Below are 13915 nucleotides of genomic sequence, written 5' to 3' on the forward strand. Positions count from 1 at the left end.
GCGACCGAGACCGAGACCGAGGGCGTCCAGTACGCGATTCCCGACCGCGAGGCGATCGAGCGTGCGCTCGAGGTTATCGGACGCGGATCTCAATCGCGGTGGGCTTCCAGAGCGGCGAACGCGATCTCGTGGGTGCACTCGTGCGGTTCGTCCGCACCATCGAGGTGGAGCGTAACGGTCACCTCGGCTGGGAGCGCGGCGCGTGCCGCCGCGACGTCGAACGCGGGGTCGGGACAGCGGACCACGGTTCCGTCGCGGTCCCGTTCGGAAACCACCGTCACGCGGGCGCCGTAGGCGCCGTCGTTCGTCCAGCCGTGCTCGATCCAGCTCCGGTCCGTCAGATCGAGATCGGTCCGCTCGTTCAGTTCGTCGAACGCGGCCTCGGCGGCCGCTCCCGCGCACGCCTTCTCGACGTCGTCTACCGTTTCGCGTTCGACCGCGGTTTCGATCGGCGCCGCTTCCCCGATCCACTCGCCCGTCTCCATCTCGCAATCCTCGTCGGTATCGTCGGCGCGGTCGTCTCGAGGCTCGTCTTCGGTTTCATCGTCAGGCGATTCGGGGCTCTCGCTGGACGACCGGCCGAGGCAGCCGGCGACTGCGGCGACGGTCGCCATCGACAGAAAGCGACGGCGCGAGGAGGGCCAAATCACGCCGAAATAATGTCTAACTAATATCATAATCATTCCGGTGACTCCACTCGAGACGGTCGGAATTCGACTCGTAATTCGAACGCCTGGAACCGGATTGTTCGTCGCACATCATCCGCTTAGCTCCGCGCCGACCCGCTCGAGAACGCGCTCGAGCGACGCGCTCATCAGTTCTCGATACCGTTCGTAGTCGGCCTCGACCGCCACCTCGCCGGTGGCCGCGTCCCCGGTCACGCCGTTCTCGTCGACGACCAGCGCGCCCCGCGCGAGGTCGCCGTCCGTTCCGACCTCCATGGGGTAGCTCGCGGTCTCGAGCACGCCGTCGTCGATCAGTTCGGCGAGCACGAGCGCGTCGTGGATCGCGGCGGCGTCGATGCCGTAGCGCTCGAGGCGGTCGGCGTCGTAGTAGGTGAGCCACTCGGAGAGCGCCCGTCCCAGCGGCGCGTCTCGAGTGAGCCCTGCGATTCGTTCGGGCGGGACCGCGGCTCGCGCCGTCACGTCCAGCCCGACGATCGTCGGCTCGCAGTCCCGGACGACCCGGCGGGCGGCGTGGGGGTCGGAGTGGAAGTTCGCCTCCGCCAGCGGCGTGACGTTTCCCGACGTAAAGGCCGCGCCGCCCATGACGAGCAGGTCGTCGAGCAACTCGGGTAAGGCTGGTTCCATCGCGTGGGCGAGCGCGACGTTCGTCAGCGGGCCGATCGCCGCGAGCGCGAGGTCGCCGTCGTGGGCGCGGGCCTGCTCGACGATGCGCCGTGCGGCGTGGACGTCGCCCGGCTCGGTCGCCGGCCCCGGATCTGGAAGGTCGCCGCGGAGCCCGCCCTCGCCGTGGATCTCCTCGGACGTGTCGAGGTCGACCAGCAGCGGTCGGTCGGCGCCCCGCGCGACGGGGACGTCCGTCCGGTCGACCGCCTCGAGGATCGCGCGGGCGTTTCGCGTCGTGTCGTCGACCGACGCGTTCCCGTGGACGGTCGTCAGTTCGACGACCTCGAGGGCGTCGTGCTCGAGGGTGGCCAGGAGCGCCACGGCGTCGTCACAACCCGGATCCGTATCGATCAGCACGGGGCGGCTCATGCGGGAACGGTCGGGGCTTCCGGCGGATAAGCGGCCGGATGGCAGTCGCCGGACGAGTCGCACGCTCCGCGAGAGCGCCTCGTCGCTCAGTCCGTCAGTTCGCCGGCGATGTCGCTCCCGCTCATGATCTCCGGGATGACCACGGTGTCGGCGCCCGCGCGGCGGGCCGTCGACGCGTACGTCTGCTCGCCGACGCGGACGATGAGCGTCGCGTCGGGCGCGAGCTGGCTCGCGAGGACGCTGATCTGGAGGTTGACGTTCGAGTCGTCGATCGCCGCGACGACGGTCGCCGCGTCCTCGATCCCGGCGCGCTCGAGGGTCGGCTCCTGGCGCGCGTCGCCGTCGACGACGAGGTGGCCGTCGCGTTCGACCTGACTCACTTTGTCGTCGTCCTGCTCGATGACGACGACGTCCGTTCCCGCTTCGTTCAACTGGTACGCGACGGTCTCTCCGAACATGCCGTAGCCACAGATCACCACGTGGTCGGAGAACGTCGCTATCTTCTTCTCTTGGGTCACGCGTTTGAGTTCCTCCGTGAGCTGTCCCCCGAACAGGGCCGACGCGACGGTCTGGCCGATCCAGAGCCCGGTAACGATCTGGGCCAGTCGGGAGACCACGGCAAACCCCTTGGTCACCGTCTCCGGCCCTTCGTTGCCCCGGAAGTGGATCCCGATGTTCTCCGGCGTGATCAGCCAGTAGGCCGCTTCGACGATATCGACCCCGGCGAGCGCGACGAAGCCGGCGATGGTCACCGCGACCACTCCGACGAACGCGACCATCGGCAACAGCGCTCGTCGCAACAGCGGCCGCTTCGACAGCACCCCGCCCTCGTCGGCGGACATACCTGCAATAGCGGAAATGGTGATCATGAACGTCACGACCGCGTCAATTATCGGGAGGACTCCGCACCGCGCGGGTCGGCGCGGGTCGACGGCCCTAACACGCTGGCCGACCACCCTCGAGTCGATGCCGACCCGCGCGTTCCGGATCGCTTACGACGGCACCGGCTACCACGGCTTCCAGCGCCAGCCCGACGTCCCGACCGTCGAGGACGCGATCTTCGACGCCCTGCGCGATCTCGGGGTCCTCGCCGCGGACGCCGACAGACCCGACGGCTACGCCGCCGCGGGGCGGACCGACGCCGGCGTCTCCGCGCTCGCCCAGACGGTCGCCCTCGAGGCGCCCGACTGGCTGACGCCGCGGGCCGTGAACGGCGAACTCCCCGCCGATATCCGCGCGTGGGCCGCCGCCGACCCGTCCCCGGAGTTTCACGCGACTCACCGCGCCGAGCGCCGCGAGTACGTGTATCACCTGCACGCGCCGGCGGCGGACTCGCGTCGACGCGACCGAGCCGCACCAGCGAGCGATCGCGCCGGCGGTCGAGGCTCCCTCAGCCAAGATGCCGTCGACGACGACCGCTTTCGGGCCGCCTGCGAGGCTCTCTCCGGCAGCCACGACTTCCACAACCTCACGCCGGACGACCGGAACACCGAGCGCTCGCCGACCCTCGAGGCGACCCGCGACGGCGACTTCCTCGTCGTAACCGTCACCGCCGGCGGCTTCGCCCGCGAACTCGTCCGCCGGCTGGTCTCGCTCGCCCGCGCGGTCGGGACCGGCGACGCGCCCCTCGAGAAGATCGACCGCGCGTTCGACCCCGAACCCCTCCCCGGCCACGAGGGAGTCGCGCCGGCGCCGCCGGAGCCGCTGGTCCTGACCGCCGTCGACTATCCCGATCTCGCCTTCGAGATCGACGAGACGGCGGCCGCGAGCGCCCGCGAGATCTTCCGCGAGCGCCGGATCGAGCGCCGGACGAGGGCTCGAGTCGCGGGCCAGATCGCGGACGGCGTCCGGTGAGCGGACCGGCCGGCGGACGGACGCTTTTTACGGTCGGGACCGACAGTCAGTCGTATGGAACTGTCTCCCGAGGAGTACGGCGCCTACTGGCGGGGCTCGATCCGCGTCGCGGCGGGCGTCTGTATCGTCGTCTTCGGCATGCAACTCGTCTCGCCGCTGCTGTCGGGGCCGACCGCCGGCGCGATCGGGCTCGCGGTCTTCCTGCTGGCCGCGCTGATCCTCGCGGGCTCGTTCGTCGCGATGCTCGGCGTCGCCCGCGTCGTCCGGACCGCCGTCGACGCCGAGATGCGCGGGTAACGGTCGGGTCGACTCGGCTCCCGCTCCCCCGCGACCGAACCGATCGGTGAACAGAGATAAATCCGTTCGGATCCTCGACCTCGGTATGAGCGAGTCCGCCCAATCCCCGGAAGACGAGGTTCGCGAAGCCGTCTCGCTGTTCCTCCAGCGCAACTTCCCCCAGATTCAGGCCCACGGCGGCGACTCGTCGATCACCGCCGTCGACCTCGAGGACGGTCACGTCGAAATCAATCTGACCGGCGCCTGTAGCGGCTGCGGCGTCAGTCCGATGACGACCCAGGCGATCCAGCGTCGCCTCCCCGGCGAGATCGACGAGATCGACTACGTCTCGGTGACGACCGGCTTCGACGGCCTCTCGGAGGGAACCTCCCGAGATATCTCGGACGACGTGCCGTTCTGATCCTCGCGGTTCCGCCTCGAGGCTCCGTTTCGGTCAGTCCCACGAATCGGGCCAGATATCGGCGGCGCGCATCCCCGGCTCGTACTCCTGTTCTCGCAGTCGCTCGCGAAGGTCGCCCGCCTCGATCCGCGCCACGTCGGTTCGGGTGAGCTCTCGCACCAGTAGCGCGGTCAACACGGCGTGTTCGCGCAGGTTTCGCCGATCGACTTTGTCGCGCGTATCGGCCGTCGTGTGCGTCCAGCCGCGGCCGCGCTCGCCGCCCTCGGGGGGTTCGCTGTGGAGTTGCAGCGCCGGCACGCCCGCCCGCAGGAACGGCCAGTGGTCGCTGAACGGGTGAGGGTCCGGCTCGTGGACGACCGGCTGGCCCGCGGTCGACGTCACGTCCTCGGCCAGTTCCTCGAGGTCCTCTGAGCCGTGGGAGAGCGCGCGCAGGTTGCGAAACCGGCCCGCGCCGTCGACGTTGACCACCGCGCGAACCGACTCGAGGTCGAGTTTCTCGGCCATCGCTTCGGCGCCCAGCAGGCCGATCTCCTCGCAGCCGACGCCCGCGATCCGGACCCGGCAGTCGAGGTCTTCCTCGAGGGCCGACAGGATCGCCGTCGCGCCGGCGACGGTCGCGATCCCGCAGCCGTTGTCGAGCGCGCCCTCGGTGACGTCGTGGGCGTCGTAGTGGGCGACGACGAGCACCTCCTCGTCCGTTTCCGGCCCGAAAACGCCGTGGACGTTCCGACTCGAGCCGTCCGTCGTCGTCGCGTCGACGCGGATCCGGGCTCGAGCGCCCCGTTCGGCGTAGTCGGTCAACCAGTCGCGGGTTTCGGCGCTGACGCCGACGCCGGGGGCGGCGGCCTCGGCGTCGAACGTCAGCGCACCCGTCGGCGGCAGCTGTCCGGACACGTGGTTGGCGAAGACGAAGGCCTCCGCGCCCGCGGCGACCGCGTGGCCGAACTTCTCCATCCGGTGGACGAACCGCTGGTCACGCGGCGTCGTGGTGCTGGCGACGGCGATCGCCCCCTGCAACTCGGCGTCCGCGATCTCCTCGGGGGTGCCGTAGCCGACGTCGACCAGCGGCCCCTCGACGTCACCGGCCGGCGAGTACGGGAGCGCGATCGCCTCGAAGGAGCGATCGGGGATTTCGCGGCGGTCCGGTTCGTCGTCTCCCCCGTGTTCGCCGCCGACCACGGCGAACTCGGTCGAGCCCCGTTCCCAGTACTGCATCGGGAACTCCTGTACCTGCACGTCCCCGAGGCCCGCGTCTGAGAGCGTCTCGCGGACGATCTCGGCCGCGCGGCGCTCGGCGGGCGAGCCGCCCATCCGGTGTGGCAGTTCGGTCAGCCGCGTCAGCAGCGTCCAGGCTCGGTCGTCGGTCCAGGCGCGACCGAGCGCGCGCTCGAGCGTCGGCTCGCTCTCGTTCATATCCGCCTTTCGTCGGTAAGCGAGAAAAGCCGCGGGGCTGCACTCCATCGAGCGACCGTCTTCCGCGGGCGCCTAGTCGTCCGCGTCCGCCGGTTCGGGCACCTCGGACTCGTCGATGGTGGCGTCCGGCTGGAGGATGCGCTGGAAGTCGAAGTCCTCGAGCGGACGGTCCTCCGCGACGCGCTGGGGCCAATCGGGGTTGGCGAGTGCGCCCTTCGCGAGGGTGATCAGGTCGGCGCCCTCGTCGACGGTCGCGCGCGCCGCGTCGGGATCCTCGAGCGCGCCGTTGGCGATCACCGGGACGTCGCCGTATCGGTCGGCGAGTTCCGTGAGCGTCGGCCCGCTCTCGAAGGCGGGCGTCGTCACGTCCTCCTCGGTGACGTGGAGGTAGTCGGCGCCGGCGTCGGTGAGTCTCTCGAAGATGACTGCTGCATCGTCCTCGCCGCCGGGCCACCGGTAGTCGGGATCGTTGACCTTGCTCTGGGAGATCCGAACGCCGACGACGAACCCGTCGGGCGTCGCGGCCCGGACCGCCTCGAGGACCTCCGCCGTCAGGCGGATTCGGTTCTCGACGTCGCCGCCGTACTCGTCGTCACGTTCATTGGTGTACGTCGTGAGGAACTGATCGAGCAGGTAGCCGTTCGCGCCGTGGACTTCGACGCCGTCGAAGTTCGCGTCGACCGCGCGCTCCGCCGCAGTAGCGAAGTTCTCGATCACGTCATCGATGTCCTCCTCAGTCGCGGCGCGGGGCTCCGGAAACTCGCCGCGACCGCCGTACATCTCGAGTTGCTCTCCCTTCGGTCGGACCGCCGACGGTGCGAGCCGCTCGTCGGCGTAGCGGTTCCCCTGCGAGAGCGCGCCGGCGTGCATCAACTGGGCGAAGATCGGCGCGCCCTCGTCGTGAACGGCGTCGGTAACCCGCCGCCACGCCTCGACGTGGTCGTCGTTCGCGATTCCCGGTTGGTCGTCGTACCCCTGCCCGTACGCCTCGTCGGGATAGGTCCCCTCGGTGATGAGAAACGAGAAGCCGCCGCGGGCGAACTTCGCGTAGTAGCGCGCCATCTCGGTCGTCGCGCGGCCGTCCGCCGTCGCACTGGTTCGGGTCATCGGTGCGAGACCGACCCGATTCGGTAGCGTTTCGTCGCCGAGGTCGACCGAATCGAACAGGCTGTCGTCGGAAGTGTTCATCGAGCACGGTTGACCGGCGACGCCTAAAAGCGGCGGGCCGTCGTGTATCGGCCGCGAAATAGCGATCATAAACCGGTGCGGACTGACGGCGTCTCACCGGCGCTGCCGCGGTCGGGTTTCCCTCTCCGATACGCTTTACCACCTACGTTCCGAAACGCGTCCTATGAGTTCCGTTCCCGAACGCTCCGAGGTCGACGAGGAATACACCTGGGACCTCGAGAGCATCTACGCGACCGACGACGACTGGGAGGCCGCCTACGAGGCGGTCGCCGAGCGCGTCGACGAGCTCGCGGCCTACGAGGGGCAGGTCACCGACGACGCCGAAACGCTCCGGGACGTCCTCGAGTTGCGCGACGAGATCATGCGCGAGGTGTCGACCGTCGCCGCCTACGCCCGCATGCGCCGCGACGAGGACACGACGAACCAGCAGTACCAGGCGCTGACCGCCCGGGCGCAGTCGCTGGGGGCCGACGCCCAGTCCGCGGCGTCGTTCATCGATCCCGAAATCCAGGAGCTGACCCGCGAGGAGTTCGACGCGATGGTCGACGAGGTACCCGCCCTCGAGACCTACGACCACTACGTCGACGACGTCCTCCGGATGAAGCCCCACACCCGCTCGGCGGAGGTCGAGGAACTGCTCGCCGACCTGAGCGAGGTGACCGGCGCCACGGGCGAGGTCTACAACATGCTCGCGAACGCGGACATGGCGTTCCCGACCGTCGAATATCCCGATAGCGAGGCGCGAAGCGCCTCGGACGAGTCGAGCGGCGGTGAGCCGCGAGACGGCGAGGCCGTCGAGATCACCCAGAGCAACTTCGTCAACCTGCTCAAACGGCCCGACCGCGAGTTCCGTCGAACGGTCCACGAGGAGTACTACGACGAGTGGTCGGCCATGCGAAACACCGTCGCGTCGGCCTACAAGAACAGCGTCAAGGCCGACGTCAAGACCGCGCGAGCCCGCAACTACGACACCGCCCGCGAGGCCGCCCTCGACGGCCCCAACGTGCCCGTCGACGTCTACGACACCCTCGTCGAGACGGTCCACGACAACATCGACAAACTCCACCGCCACGCCGAGCTGAAGGAGCGGGCGCTGGGCGTCGACGACCTGCAGATGTGGGACGTCTACATGCCCCTGACCGGCGACGAGGGGCCCGACGTCGAGTACGATCAGGCCACCGAGTACGTCGTCGAGTCGCTGGCGCCGCTGGGCGAGGAGTACCAGTCCCGCGTCGCCGAGGGACTGGAGTCGAACTGGGTCGACGTCTACGAGAACGAGGGCAAGCAAGCGGGCGCCTACTCGGGGGGCACCTACGACACCCAGCCGTTCATCCTGATGAACTATCAGGACGACATCTCCTCGATGTACACGCTGGCCCACGAACTCGGTCACTCGATGCACTCCGAACTCACCAAGAAGGAACAGCCCTTCGTCTACTCGAGCTACGAGATCTTCGTCGCCGAGGTCGCGAGCACGGTCAACGAGGCCCTGCTGACCAGCCACCTCCTCGAGACCGTCGACGACCCCGAGTTCAAGAAGCACGTCCTGAACGAATTCCTGGAGCGCGTGCGCTCGACGCTCTACCGCCAGACGCTGTTCGCGGAGTTCGAACACGGGACCCACCGCCTGGAGGAGGAGGGCGAACCGCTGACGGCCGACCGACTGGACGAACTCTACCGCGGGCTGAAAGAGGACTACTACGAGCCCGCGGTCGTCGACGACCGCATCGCCCGCGAGTGGATGCGCATCCCCCACTTCTACCGCGCGTTCTACGTCTACCAGTACGCGACCGGCATCTCCGCGGCGCTGGCCATCGTCGACAACGTGCTCCCCGACGGCGCCGGCGGCGACCGGAACGCCGACGCCGCCGACGACTACCTCGAGTTCCTCCGGCGGGGCTCCCGGGAGTACCCGCTCGAACTCCTGCGGATCGCCGGCGTCGACATGAGCAGTTCGGGACCGATCGACCGCGCCCTCGAGACCTACGGGCGGCGACTCGAGGAGATGGAAGCGCTGATGGAGTAGATCGAGTCGGCCGACGACTCGAGCGGTTGGTCCCCGCTCTCACGCTCTCGTTTCCGTCCGTCTCGCTTTTCGCGATGCACCTTTCGCGCCGCTGTGCTCGGTACCGCGACAATTTACTATCTAAACCGACATGAAAATGCTGTAACCAAACCACAAAACCTACTTGTATTGATAAGTATATCGACGTAACGAATGGCAGCGATCGAGACGACGGGACTGACGAAACGGTACGGAGCGACGGTCGCCGTCGACGACCTCGAGCTCTCGATTCCCGAGGGATCCGTCTACGGCTTTCTCGGCCCGAACGGCGCGGGGAAGACGACGACGATGCGGCTGTTGACCAGTCTCACCCGGCCGACCGAGGGGAGCGGCACCGTCGCCGGCGTCCCGATCACGGACCGGACCGCGCTCCGCCCGCGCGTCGGTTACCTCCCGGAGACGCCGCCGCTGTACGAACAGGCGACCGGCTTCGAGCAACTCGAGTACGTCGCCGGGCTGCGCGACCTCTCACCGGCGGCCGCCCGGGAGCGGATCGAGTCGCTGCTCGCGGACCTCGACCTGCTGGCCGACGCCGACGCGCTCATCGACGACTACTCGACGGGGATGCGTCAGAAGGTCGCCTTCGTGCAGGCCGTGCTCCACGACCCCGACGTCGTCTTCCTCGACGAACCGACGTCCGGGCTGGACCCGCGAGCGGCCAAGACGATCCGGGAGCGAATTCGCGGCCTCGCGGACGGGGGCACGACCGTCTTTCTCTCGACGCACATCCTCCCGGTCGTCGAGGCGGTCGCCGACGCGGTCGGCATCCTCTCGGACGGGCAACTGGTCGCCGAGGGCGCGCCCGATGCGCTCGTCCGACGGGCCGAAGCCGGCGACGAGGGCACGCTCGAGGACGTCTTCCTCGAACTGACCGACGTCGACCCCTCCGACTCCTCCGACTCCGGCCGTGACAAAGACCGTGGCGATACCGAAAATGCGGAGGCGATTCGTGACTGACTCGAATTGGCCCTGGACGAGCCTCCGTATCGGCGTCCTCGAGTTTCGGCGATCGGTGCGCGCGCTCCGCCGGAATCCGCTTCAGGCAGCCATGATCGGCTTCGGCGCGCTCGTTCCGACGCTGATCGGCGGCCTGGTCGCGGTCGCGTTCGCCGACCAACTCGGGGACCTCGAGGCGCTCCCGGCACCCGATCACGTCCGAGGACTGATCGCGCTCTTCTGGCTGTTCGGGGCGTTTCTCGTCGGTCAGCGCGTCGTCTCCGCGCGCACGCGAATCGAGGCCGAACCGTTCGTCCTGACGAGCGTTCCGGCCCGAACGGCCGCGATCGGGCTGGTCGTCGCGGAGACGTTCCGGCTGCTCGCCTATCTCGGGCCGCCGGCGATACTCGTAACCGGAATCTGCGTCGTGCTGTTCGGCTCGCCGGCGGCTCTCGTTCTCGTGCCGCTGGCGGCGTTGCTCTTCGCGGCGACCGTGGTCGTCACGGGATCGGCCGCCGGCTACGCGGTGGCCCTGCTCGTGGCGACGTCGCCGTTCGTCGCCCGCCACCGGACCGTCCTCGGAACGGTCGCGTCGCTGCTCGGAATGGGTTGTTACCTCCTTTTCATGGGGATCGGTCCGTTCTCCTTCGACCAGTCGTCGCTCGCGTGGCTGCCGGTCGGGTGGTTCGCCGACCTCGCGCTGGCCGGCACCGGACTGATATCGGCACCGCTGCGGTGGGTCGGCGCCCTCTGTAGTAGCGCGGCGGTGCTGTCCGTCGGCGGACTCGCCGTCGATCGGCTGACGGTGACGCTGTGGTTTATCGACCCGGTGGACGTCGTCGCGGACGAGTCGGACCGCAACGAGGACGGCGTGGCGGAACCGACCGCTCGTCGCGACGCGCTCGCGGCCGCCGCGGCGCCGCTGCCGGTTCCACGCCTGCTGTCGACGCCGACGCGACGCGTTGCAGAGTGGGCGCTCCTTCGAACGCGACGCGATCCCAACCGGCTGACGTTCCTCATGATCCCGCTGTTCTCCATCGGCGGCGCAGTCGGCAATGTGGCCGTTCAGTCCGGCTCGATCGAGACGGTGGCCGCGCCGCTGTGTGCCGTTGCGCTCCCGTGGGCCGTCGGTTCCCTGTTCGCGATGAACCCCTTCGGCGACGAGGGCGCGGTGCTCCCGGTAACGCTGACGGCCGTTCCGGGCCGCCAGTACGTCCGCGGCCTCCTGGTGCCGGGCCTGCTGATCGGCCTCCCGCTCGTCCCCCTCGCGACCGGGCTCGCGACGCTCGTCTCGCCGTACGCGCTGCTCGAGCGCGTCGGCCTGATCGCGCTAAGCGGTTTCTTGACCTGCGTCGCGGTCGCGATCGCGCCGGCGATCGGGATGGCGTTTCCCCGGTTCAGCGCCATCTCCGTCGGGCGGAGCCGCGACGTGATCCCGCCGCGGATGACCGCCGTGACTCTCCACGCCGCGCTGACGGTCGTCCCCGGAACCGTTCTCGCGGGACTCGTCCTCGCCCCGGAACTGACGCGCGCGGCGCTGGCCGGCCTCTTCGGAAGCCTTCCGGCGGTCCTGTTGGAACTGCTCGCGGCCGCGACCGTCGACGTCGTCGCGGCGCCCGCCGACTGGTTCGCCGCGCTCGGCGACGGGATCGGAACCCTGGACCTCGCGGCCCTGCGATTCGGCGGTAGCGGTCTCGTTCTCGTCGGCGGCCTCCTCGTCGCGGTGCTCTCGTACCGCCGCGCGATCGGCCGTTTCGAGCGGTACACGACGGCCTGACGGGAGCCGGATACTCCGAGCGGCTGCCGCGTCGCTCGGTCGCTCGAGCGGATCGAATTCGAACCGGATGGTTCGAGTCGACTCGAGACGCCCGCTCGAGTCGTCCTCGTCGGCCCTGCAGTTCGCTCTGAGTCCCCGTATATCGCGGGGCTAAGCCATCGTTCGTGGGGTTCGAAAACCATCCGGGACCCAAAGGCACATTTATCGTCGGGGACTTACGAGCGTACGTCAGGATGTCTCGAAGCCCGTCTATCCCCGACCGACCTCACCGCGATATCGATCCGGATCTCCCCGACGACGAGCGGCTTGAGGCGCTCCGCGATCACTACCAGGACCTCGTGGACGTCAACGACCAGCTTTCCGAACAACTGGACGACGCCGACGAGCGCCGGGAGCAACTCCGCGAACGAGTCGACCGCATCGAGCGCGAAAACGAGACGCTCAAGAGCTCCTCGCTGTACATCGCCACCGTCGAGGACGTCCTCGAGAACGAGGAGGTCATCGTCAAACAGCACGGCAACAACCAGGAGGTGCTGACCGACGTCTCGCCGCGGATCGTCGAGCAGATCGAGCCCGGCGACCGCGTCGCCGTCAACGACTCCTTCGCGATTCAGACGGTGTTAAACGCCGAGACCGACGCGCGGGCTCAGTCGATGGAGATCACCGAGCGGCCCGAAGTCACCTACGCCGATATCGGCGGCATCGACGAGCAGGTCCGGGAGGTCCGCGAGGCCGTCGAGCAGCCGCTGGCCGAACCCGAACTGTTCGACGAGGTCGGGATCGAACCGCCCAGCGGCGTCCTGCTGTACGGCCCGCCGGGGACGGGCAAGACGATGCTCGCCAAAGCGGTCGCCAACGAGACCGACGCCACCTTCATCAAGATGGCCGGCTCCGAACTCGTTCGCAAGTTCATCGGCGAAGGCTCGCGGCTCGTCCGCGATCTCTTCGAGATGGCCCGCGAGCGCGAACCCGCCATTATCTTCATCGACGAGATCGACGCCATCGCGACCCGCCGCTCCGAGTCCAAGACCTCCGGGGACGCCGAGGTCCAGCGGACGATGATGCAACTCCTCTCCGAGATGGACGGCTTCGAGGCCCGCGGCGAGATCCGCATCATCGCCGCCACCAACCGCTTCGACATGCTCGACCGCGCAATCTTGCGCCCCGGCCGGTTCGACCGCCTCATCGAGGTGCCCGAACCCGACCGCGACGGTCGCGAGCAGATCCTCGAGATCCACACCCGCGGCATGAACGTCGCCGACGACGTCGACTTCGCCGCCCTCGCGGACGACACCGAGGGCTACTCCGGCGCCGAAATCGAGAGCCTCTCCACCGAGGCCGGCATGTTCGCCATCCGCAACGACCGCAACGAGGTCACCCATCAGGACTTCGTCGAGGCCTTAGAGAAGATCGAGGAGGACGACTCGAGCGACGTGATTTCGTCGCCCGGGTACTTCTACCAGTAACGAACTTTTGCTCTGCGGGCGCGGCGAAGCCGCGCCCTCGGCAAAACTTCGATGAAAAGCACTCCTCCTTCTTCTCCGTTCGCGTTGCTCACTTCGAATCAGTCGTCGGCCCGCTCGCTCGGCCTTCGGCCTCACTCGCGGTGACTGTTATGCGATCGCCTGCCCTCCCCCGACTCGCGACGCCCTCACTTCTTCAGGCGTCGCTCGTGGCCACGGGTTCATTCTCGGTTCGTCGATTCGAGTCGCGCTCGGATCGCAAGCCCTTACGCCGCTCGTCCCCGAGACCGGATATGAGCACGATTCGAGTCGTTTGGGGGTCCGCCTCGGCGCCTACCGAGATGGCCTCCTACGACGCCGCGCTCGCCGAGGCCGGTGTCGAGAACTACAATCTGGTTTCCGTCTCCTCGGTGATCCCGGCCGACGTCGACGTCGAGGCCGTCGGGACGGCACCCGACCTCGGCCCCGTCGGTGACCGACTGACCGTCGTCGAGGCGCGGGCCACGACCGCGGGGCCGGGACAGGTCAGCGCGGCGCTGGCGTGGGCCCAATCGGCCGAGGGACCGGGGCTGTTCTACGAGACGGCCGGCGAGACGGATCAGGCCGACGTCGAACGACGGGTTCGCGAGGGACTGGCTGCCGGGCAGGAACTCCGCGACTGGGCGTTCGCCGACCCGAACGTCGTTCTCGAGTCCGAGCAGGCCGAACCGGGCGAGCACACGACCGCCGTCGTCCTCGCGGTGTACGGCGAGAGCGAGCCGATCTGTTGACGTACTGTCGGAATTTCCCGAAAGCGAATCCTTT

At 68.7% G+C, this 13915-nt stretch carries 13 protein-coding genes; 8 read left to right on the top strand and 5 right to left on the bottom strand.

The window, feature by feature from the left end; translation table 11 throughout:
* Positions 1 to 89: 89 nt before the first annotated feature.
* The 3 genes from HTZ84_RS19745 to HTZ84_RS19755 all read right to left on the bottom strand — a co-directional run bounded on the left by HTZ84_RS19745 (position 90) and on the right by HTZ84_RS19755 (position 2560).
* A complete protein-coding gene (locus HTZ84_RS19745) occupies positions 90 to 650 on the bottom strand; it encodes a hypothetical protein (protein ID WP_174682230.1) in 561 nt (186 codons plus the stop codon).
* A gap of 108 nt (positions 651 to 758) precedes the next feature.
* Positions 759 to 1718, bottom strand: coding sequence for a nucleoside hydrolase (locus HTZ84_RS19750; protein WP_174682231.1), 960 nt, complete (start codon positions 1716 to 1718; stop codon positions 759 to 761).
* 86 nt (positions 1719 to 1804) lie between these two features.
* Positions 1805 to 2560, bottom strand: a complete 756-nt coding sequence (locus HTZ84_RS19755) for a potassium channel family protein (protein ID WP_174682232.1) — start codon at positions 2558 to 2560, stop codon at positions 1805 to 1807.
* 124 nt (positions 2561 to 2684) lie between these two features.
* Between HTZ84_RS19755 and truA the strand changes: the two genes are divergently transcribed.
* The 3 genes from truA to HTZ84_RS19770 all read left to right on the top strand — a co-directional run bounded on the left by truA (position 2685) and on the right by HTZ84_RS19770 (position 4269).
* Positions 2685 to 3572, top strand: a complete 888-nt coding sequence (truA, locus tag HTZ84_RS19760) for a tRNA pseudouridine(38-40) synthase TruA (RefSeq protein ID WP_174682233.1) — start codon at positions 2685 to 2687, stop codon at positions 3570 to 3572.
* A gap of 54 nt (positions 3573 to 3626) precedes the next feature.
* The gene (locus HTZ84_RS19765) at positions 3627 to 3869 is read left to right on the top strand and encodes a hypothetical protein (protein WP_012944489.1); all 243 of its coding nucleotides are present in this window, start codon (positions 3627 to 3629) and stop codon (positions 3867 to 3869) included.
* An 85-nt stretch (positions 3870 to 3954) separates the two neighbouring features.
* On the top strand, positions 3955 to 4269 hold the full coding sequence (locus tag HTZ84_RS19770; protein ID WP_126662268.1) for a NifU family protein: 315 nt from the start codon (positions 3955 to 3957) through the stop codon (positions 4267 to 4269).
* 33 nt (positions 4270 to 4302) lie between these two features.
* Here HTZ84_RS19770 and HTZ84_RS19775 read toward each other — a convergent pair whose 3' ends face one another.
* Both HTZ84_RS19775 and HTZ84_RS19780 read right to left on the bottom strand, forming a co-directional pair.
* Positions 4303 to 5682, bottom strand: a complete 1380-nt coding sequence (locus tag HTZ84_RS19775) for a M28 family metallopeptidase (RefSeq protein WP_174682234.1) — start codon at positions 5680 to 5682, stop codon at positions 4303 to 4305.
* Positions 5683 to 5754: 72 nt separating this feature from the next.
* Positions 5755 to 6870, bottom strand: coding sequence for an oxidoreductase (locus HTZ84_RS19780; protein ID WP_174682235.1), 1116 nt, complete (start codon positions 6868 to 6870; stop codon positions 5755 to 5757).
* Between the two features lie 163 nt (positions 6871 to 7033).
* Between HTZ84_RS19780 and pepF the strand changes: the two genes are divergently transcribed.
* From pepF to HTZ84_RS19805, 5 genes are all read left to right on the top strand, one after another.
* Positions 7034 to 8896, top strand: a complete 1863-nt coding sequence (gene pepF, locus HTZ84_RS19785) for an oligoendopeptidase F (RefSeq protein ID WP_174682236.1) — start codon at positions 7034 to 7036, stop codon at positions 8894 to 8896.
* Between the two features lie 192 nt (positions 8897 to 9088).
* Positions 9089 to 9892 (top strand): ABC transporter ATP-binding protein, encoded by an 804-nt coding sequence (locus HTZ84_RS19790; RefSeq protein ID WP_174682237.1) that lies wholly within the window; start codon positions 9089 to 9091, stop codon positions 9890 to 9892.
* A complete protein-coding gene (locus HTZ84_RS19795; protein WP_174682238.1) occupies positions 9885 to 11648 on the top strand; it encodes a hypothetical protein in 1764 nt (587 codons plus the stop codon). The genes HTZ84_RS19790 and HTZ84_RS19795 overlap by 8 nt, the downstream gene beginning before the upstream one ends.
* Positions 11649 to 11881: 233 nt before the next feature.
* The gene (gene pan2, locus HTZ84_RS19800; protein WP_174682239.1) at positions 11882 to 13114 is read left to right on the top strand and encodes a proteasome-activating nucleotidase Pan2; all 1233 of its coding nucleotides are present in this window, start codon (positions 11882 to 11884) and stop codon (positions 13112 to 13114) included.
* A 290-nt stretch (positions 13115 to 13404) separates the two neighbouring features.
* Positions 13405 to 13881, top strand: a complete 477-nt coding sequence (locus HTZ84_RS19805) for a pyruvoyl-dependent arginine decarboxylase (RefSeq protein ID WP_174682240.1) — start codon at positions 13405 to 13407, stop codon at positions 13879 to 13881.
* The last annotated feature ends 34 nt before the right edge of the window (positions 13882 to 13915 follow it).

This window comes from Haloterrigena gelatinilytica (assembly GCF_013342145.1).
Lineage (GTDB): Archaea > Halobacteriota > Halobacteria > Halobacteriales > Natrialbaceae > Haloterrigena > Haloterrigena gelatinilytica.

Bases quoted from the DNA above. Each gene is read 5' to 3' on its own strand.
- HTZ84_RS19770 (WP_126662268.1), top strand. From the start codon at position 3,955: ATGAGCGAGTCCGCCCAATCCCCGGAAGACGAGGTTCGCGAAGCCGTC.
- pan2 (WP_174682239.1), top strand. From the start codon at position 11,882: ATGTCTCGAAGCCCGTCTATCCCCGACCGACCTCACCGCGATATCGAT.
- HTZ84_RS19780 (WP_174682235.1), bottom strand. From the start codon at position 6,870: ATGAACACTTCCGACGACAGCCTGTTCGATTCGGTCGACCTCGGCGAC.
- HTZ84_RS19790 (WP_174682237.1), top strand. From the start codon at position 9,089: ATGGCAGCGATCGAGACGACGGGACTGACGAAACGGTACGGAGCGACG.
- HTZ84_RS19775 (WP_174682234.1), bottom strand. From the start codon at position 5,682: ATGAACGAGAGCGAGCCGACGCTCGAGCGCGCGCTCGGTCGCGCCTGG.
- HTZ84_RS19750 (WP_174682231.1), bottom strand. From the start codon at position 1,718: ATGAGCCGCCCCGTGCTGATCGATACGGATCCGGGTTGTGACGACGCC.
- HTZ84_RS19805 (WP_174682240.1), top strand. From the start codon at position 13,405: ATGAGCACGATTCGAGTCGTTTGGGGGTCCGCCTCGGCGCCTACCGAG.
- pepF (WP_174682236.1), top strand. From the start codon at position 7,034: ATGAGTTCCGTTCCCGAACGCTCCGAGGTCGACGAGGAATACACCTGG.
- HTZ84_RS19765 (WP_012944489.1), top strand. From the start codon at position 3,627: ATGGAACTGTCTCCCGAGGAGTACGGCGCCTACTGGCGGGGCTCGATC.
- truA (WP_174682233.1), top strand. From the start codon at position 2,685: ATGCCGACCCGCGCGTTCCGGATCGCTTACGACGGCACCGGCTACCAC.
- HTZ84_RS19755 (WP_174682232.1), bottom strand. From the start codon at position 2,560: ATGTCCGCCGACGAGGGCGGGGTGCTGTCGAAGCGGCCGCTGTTGCGA.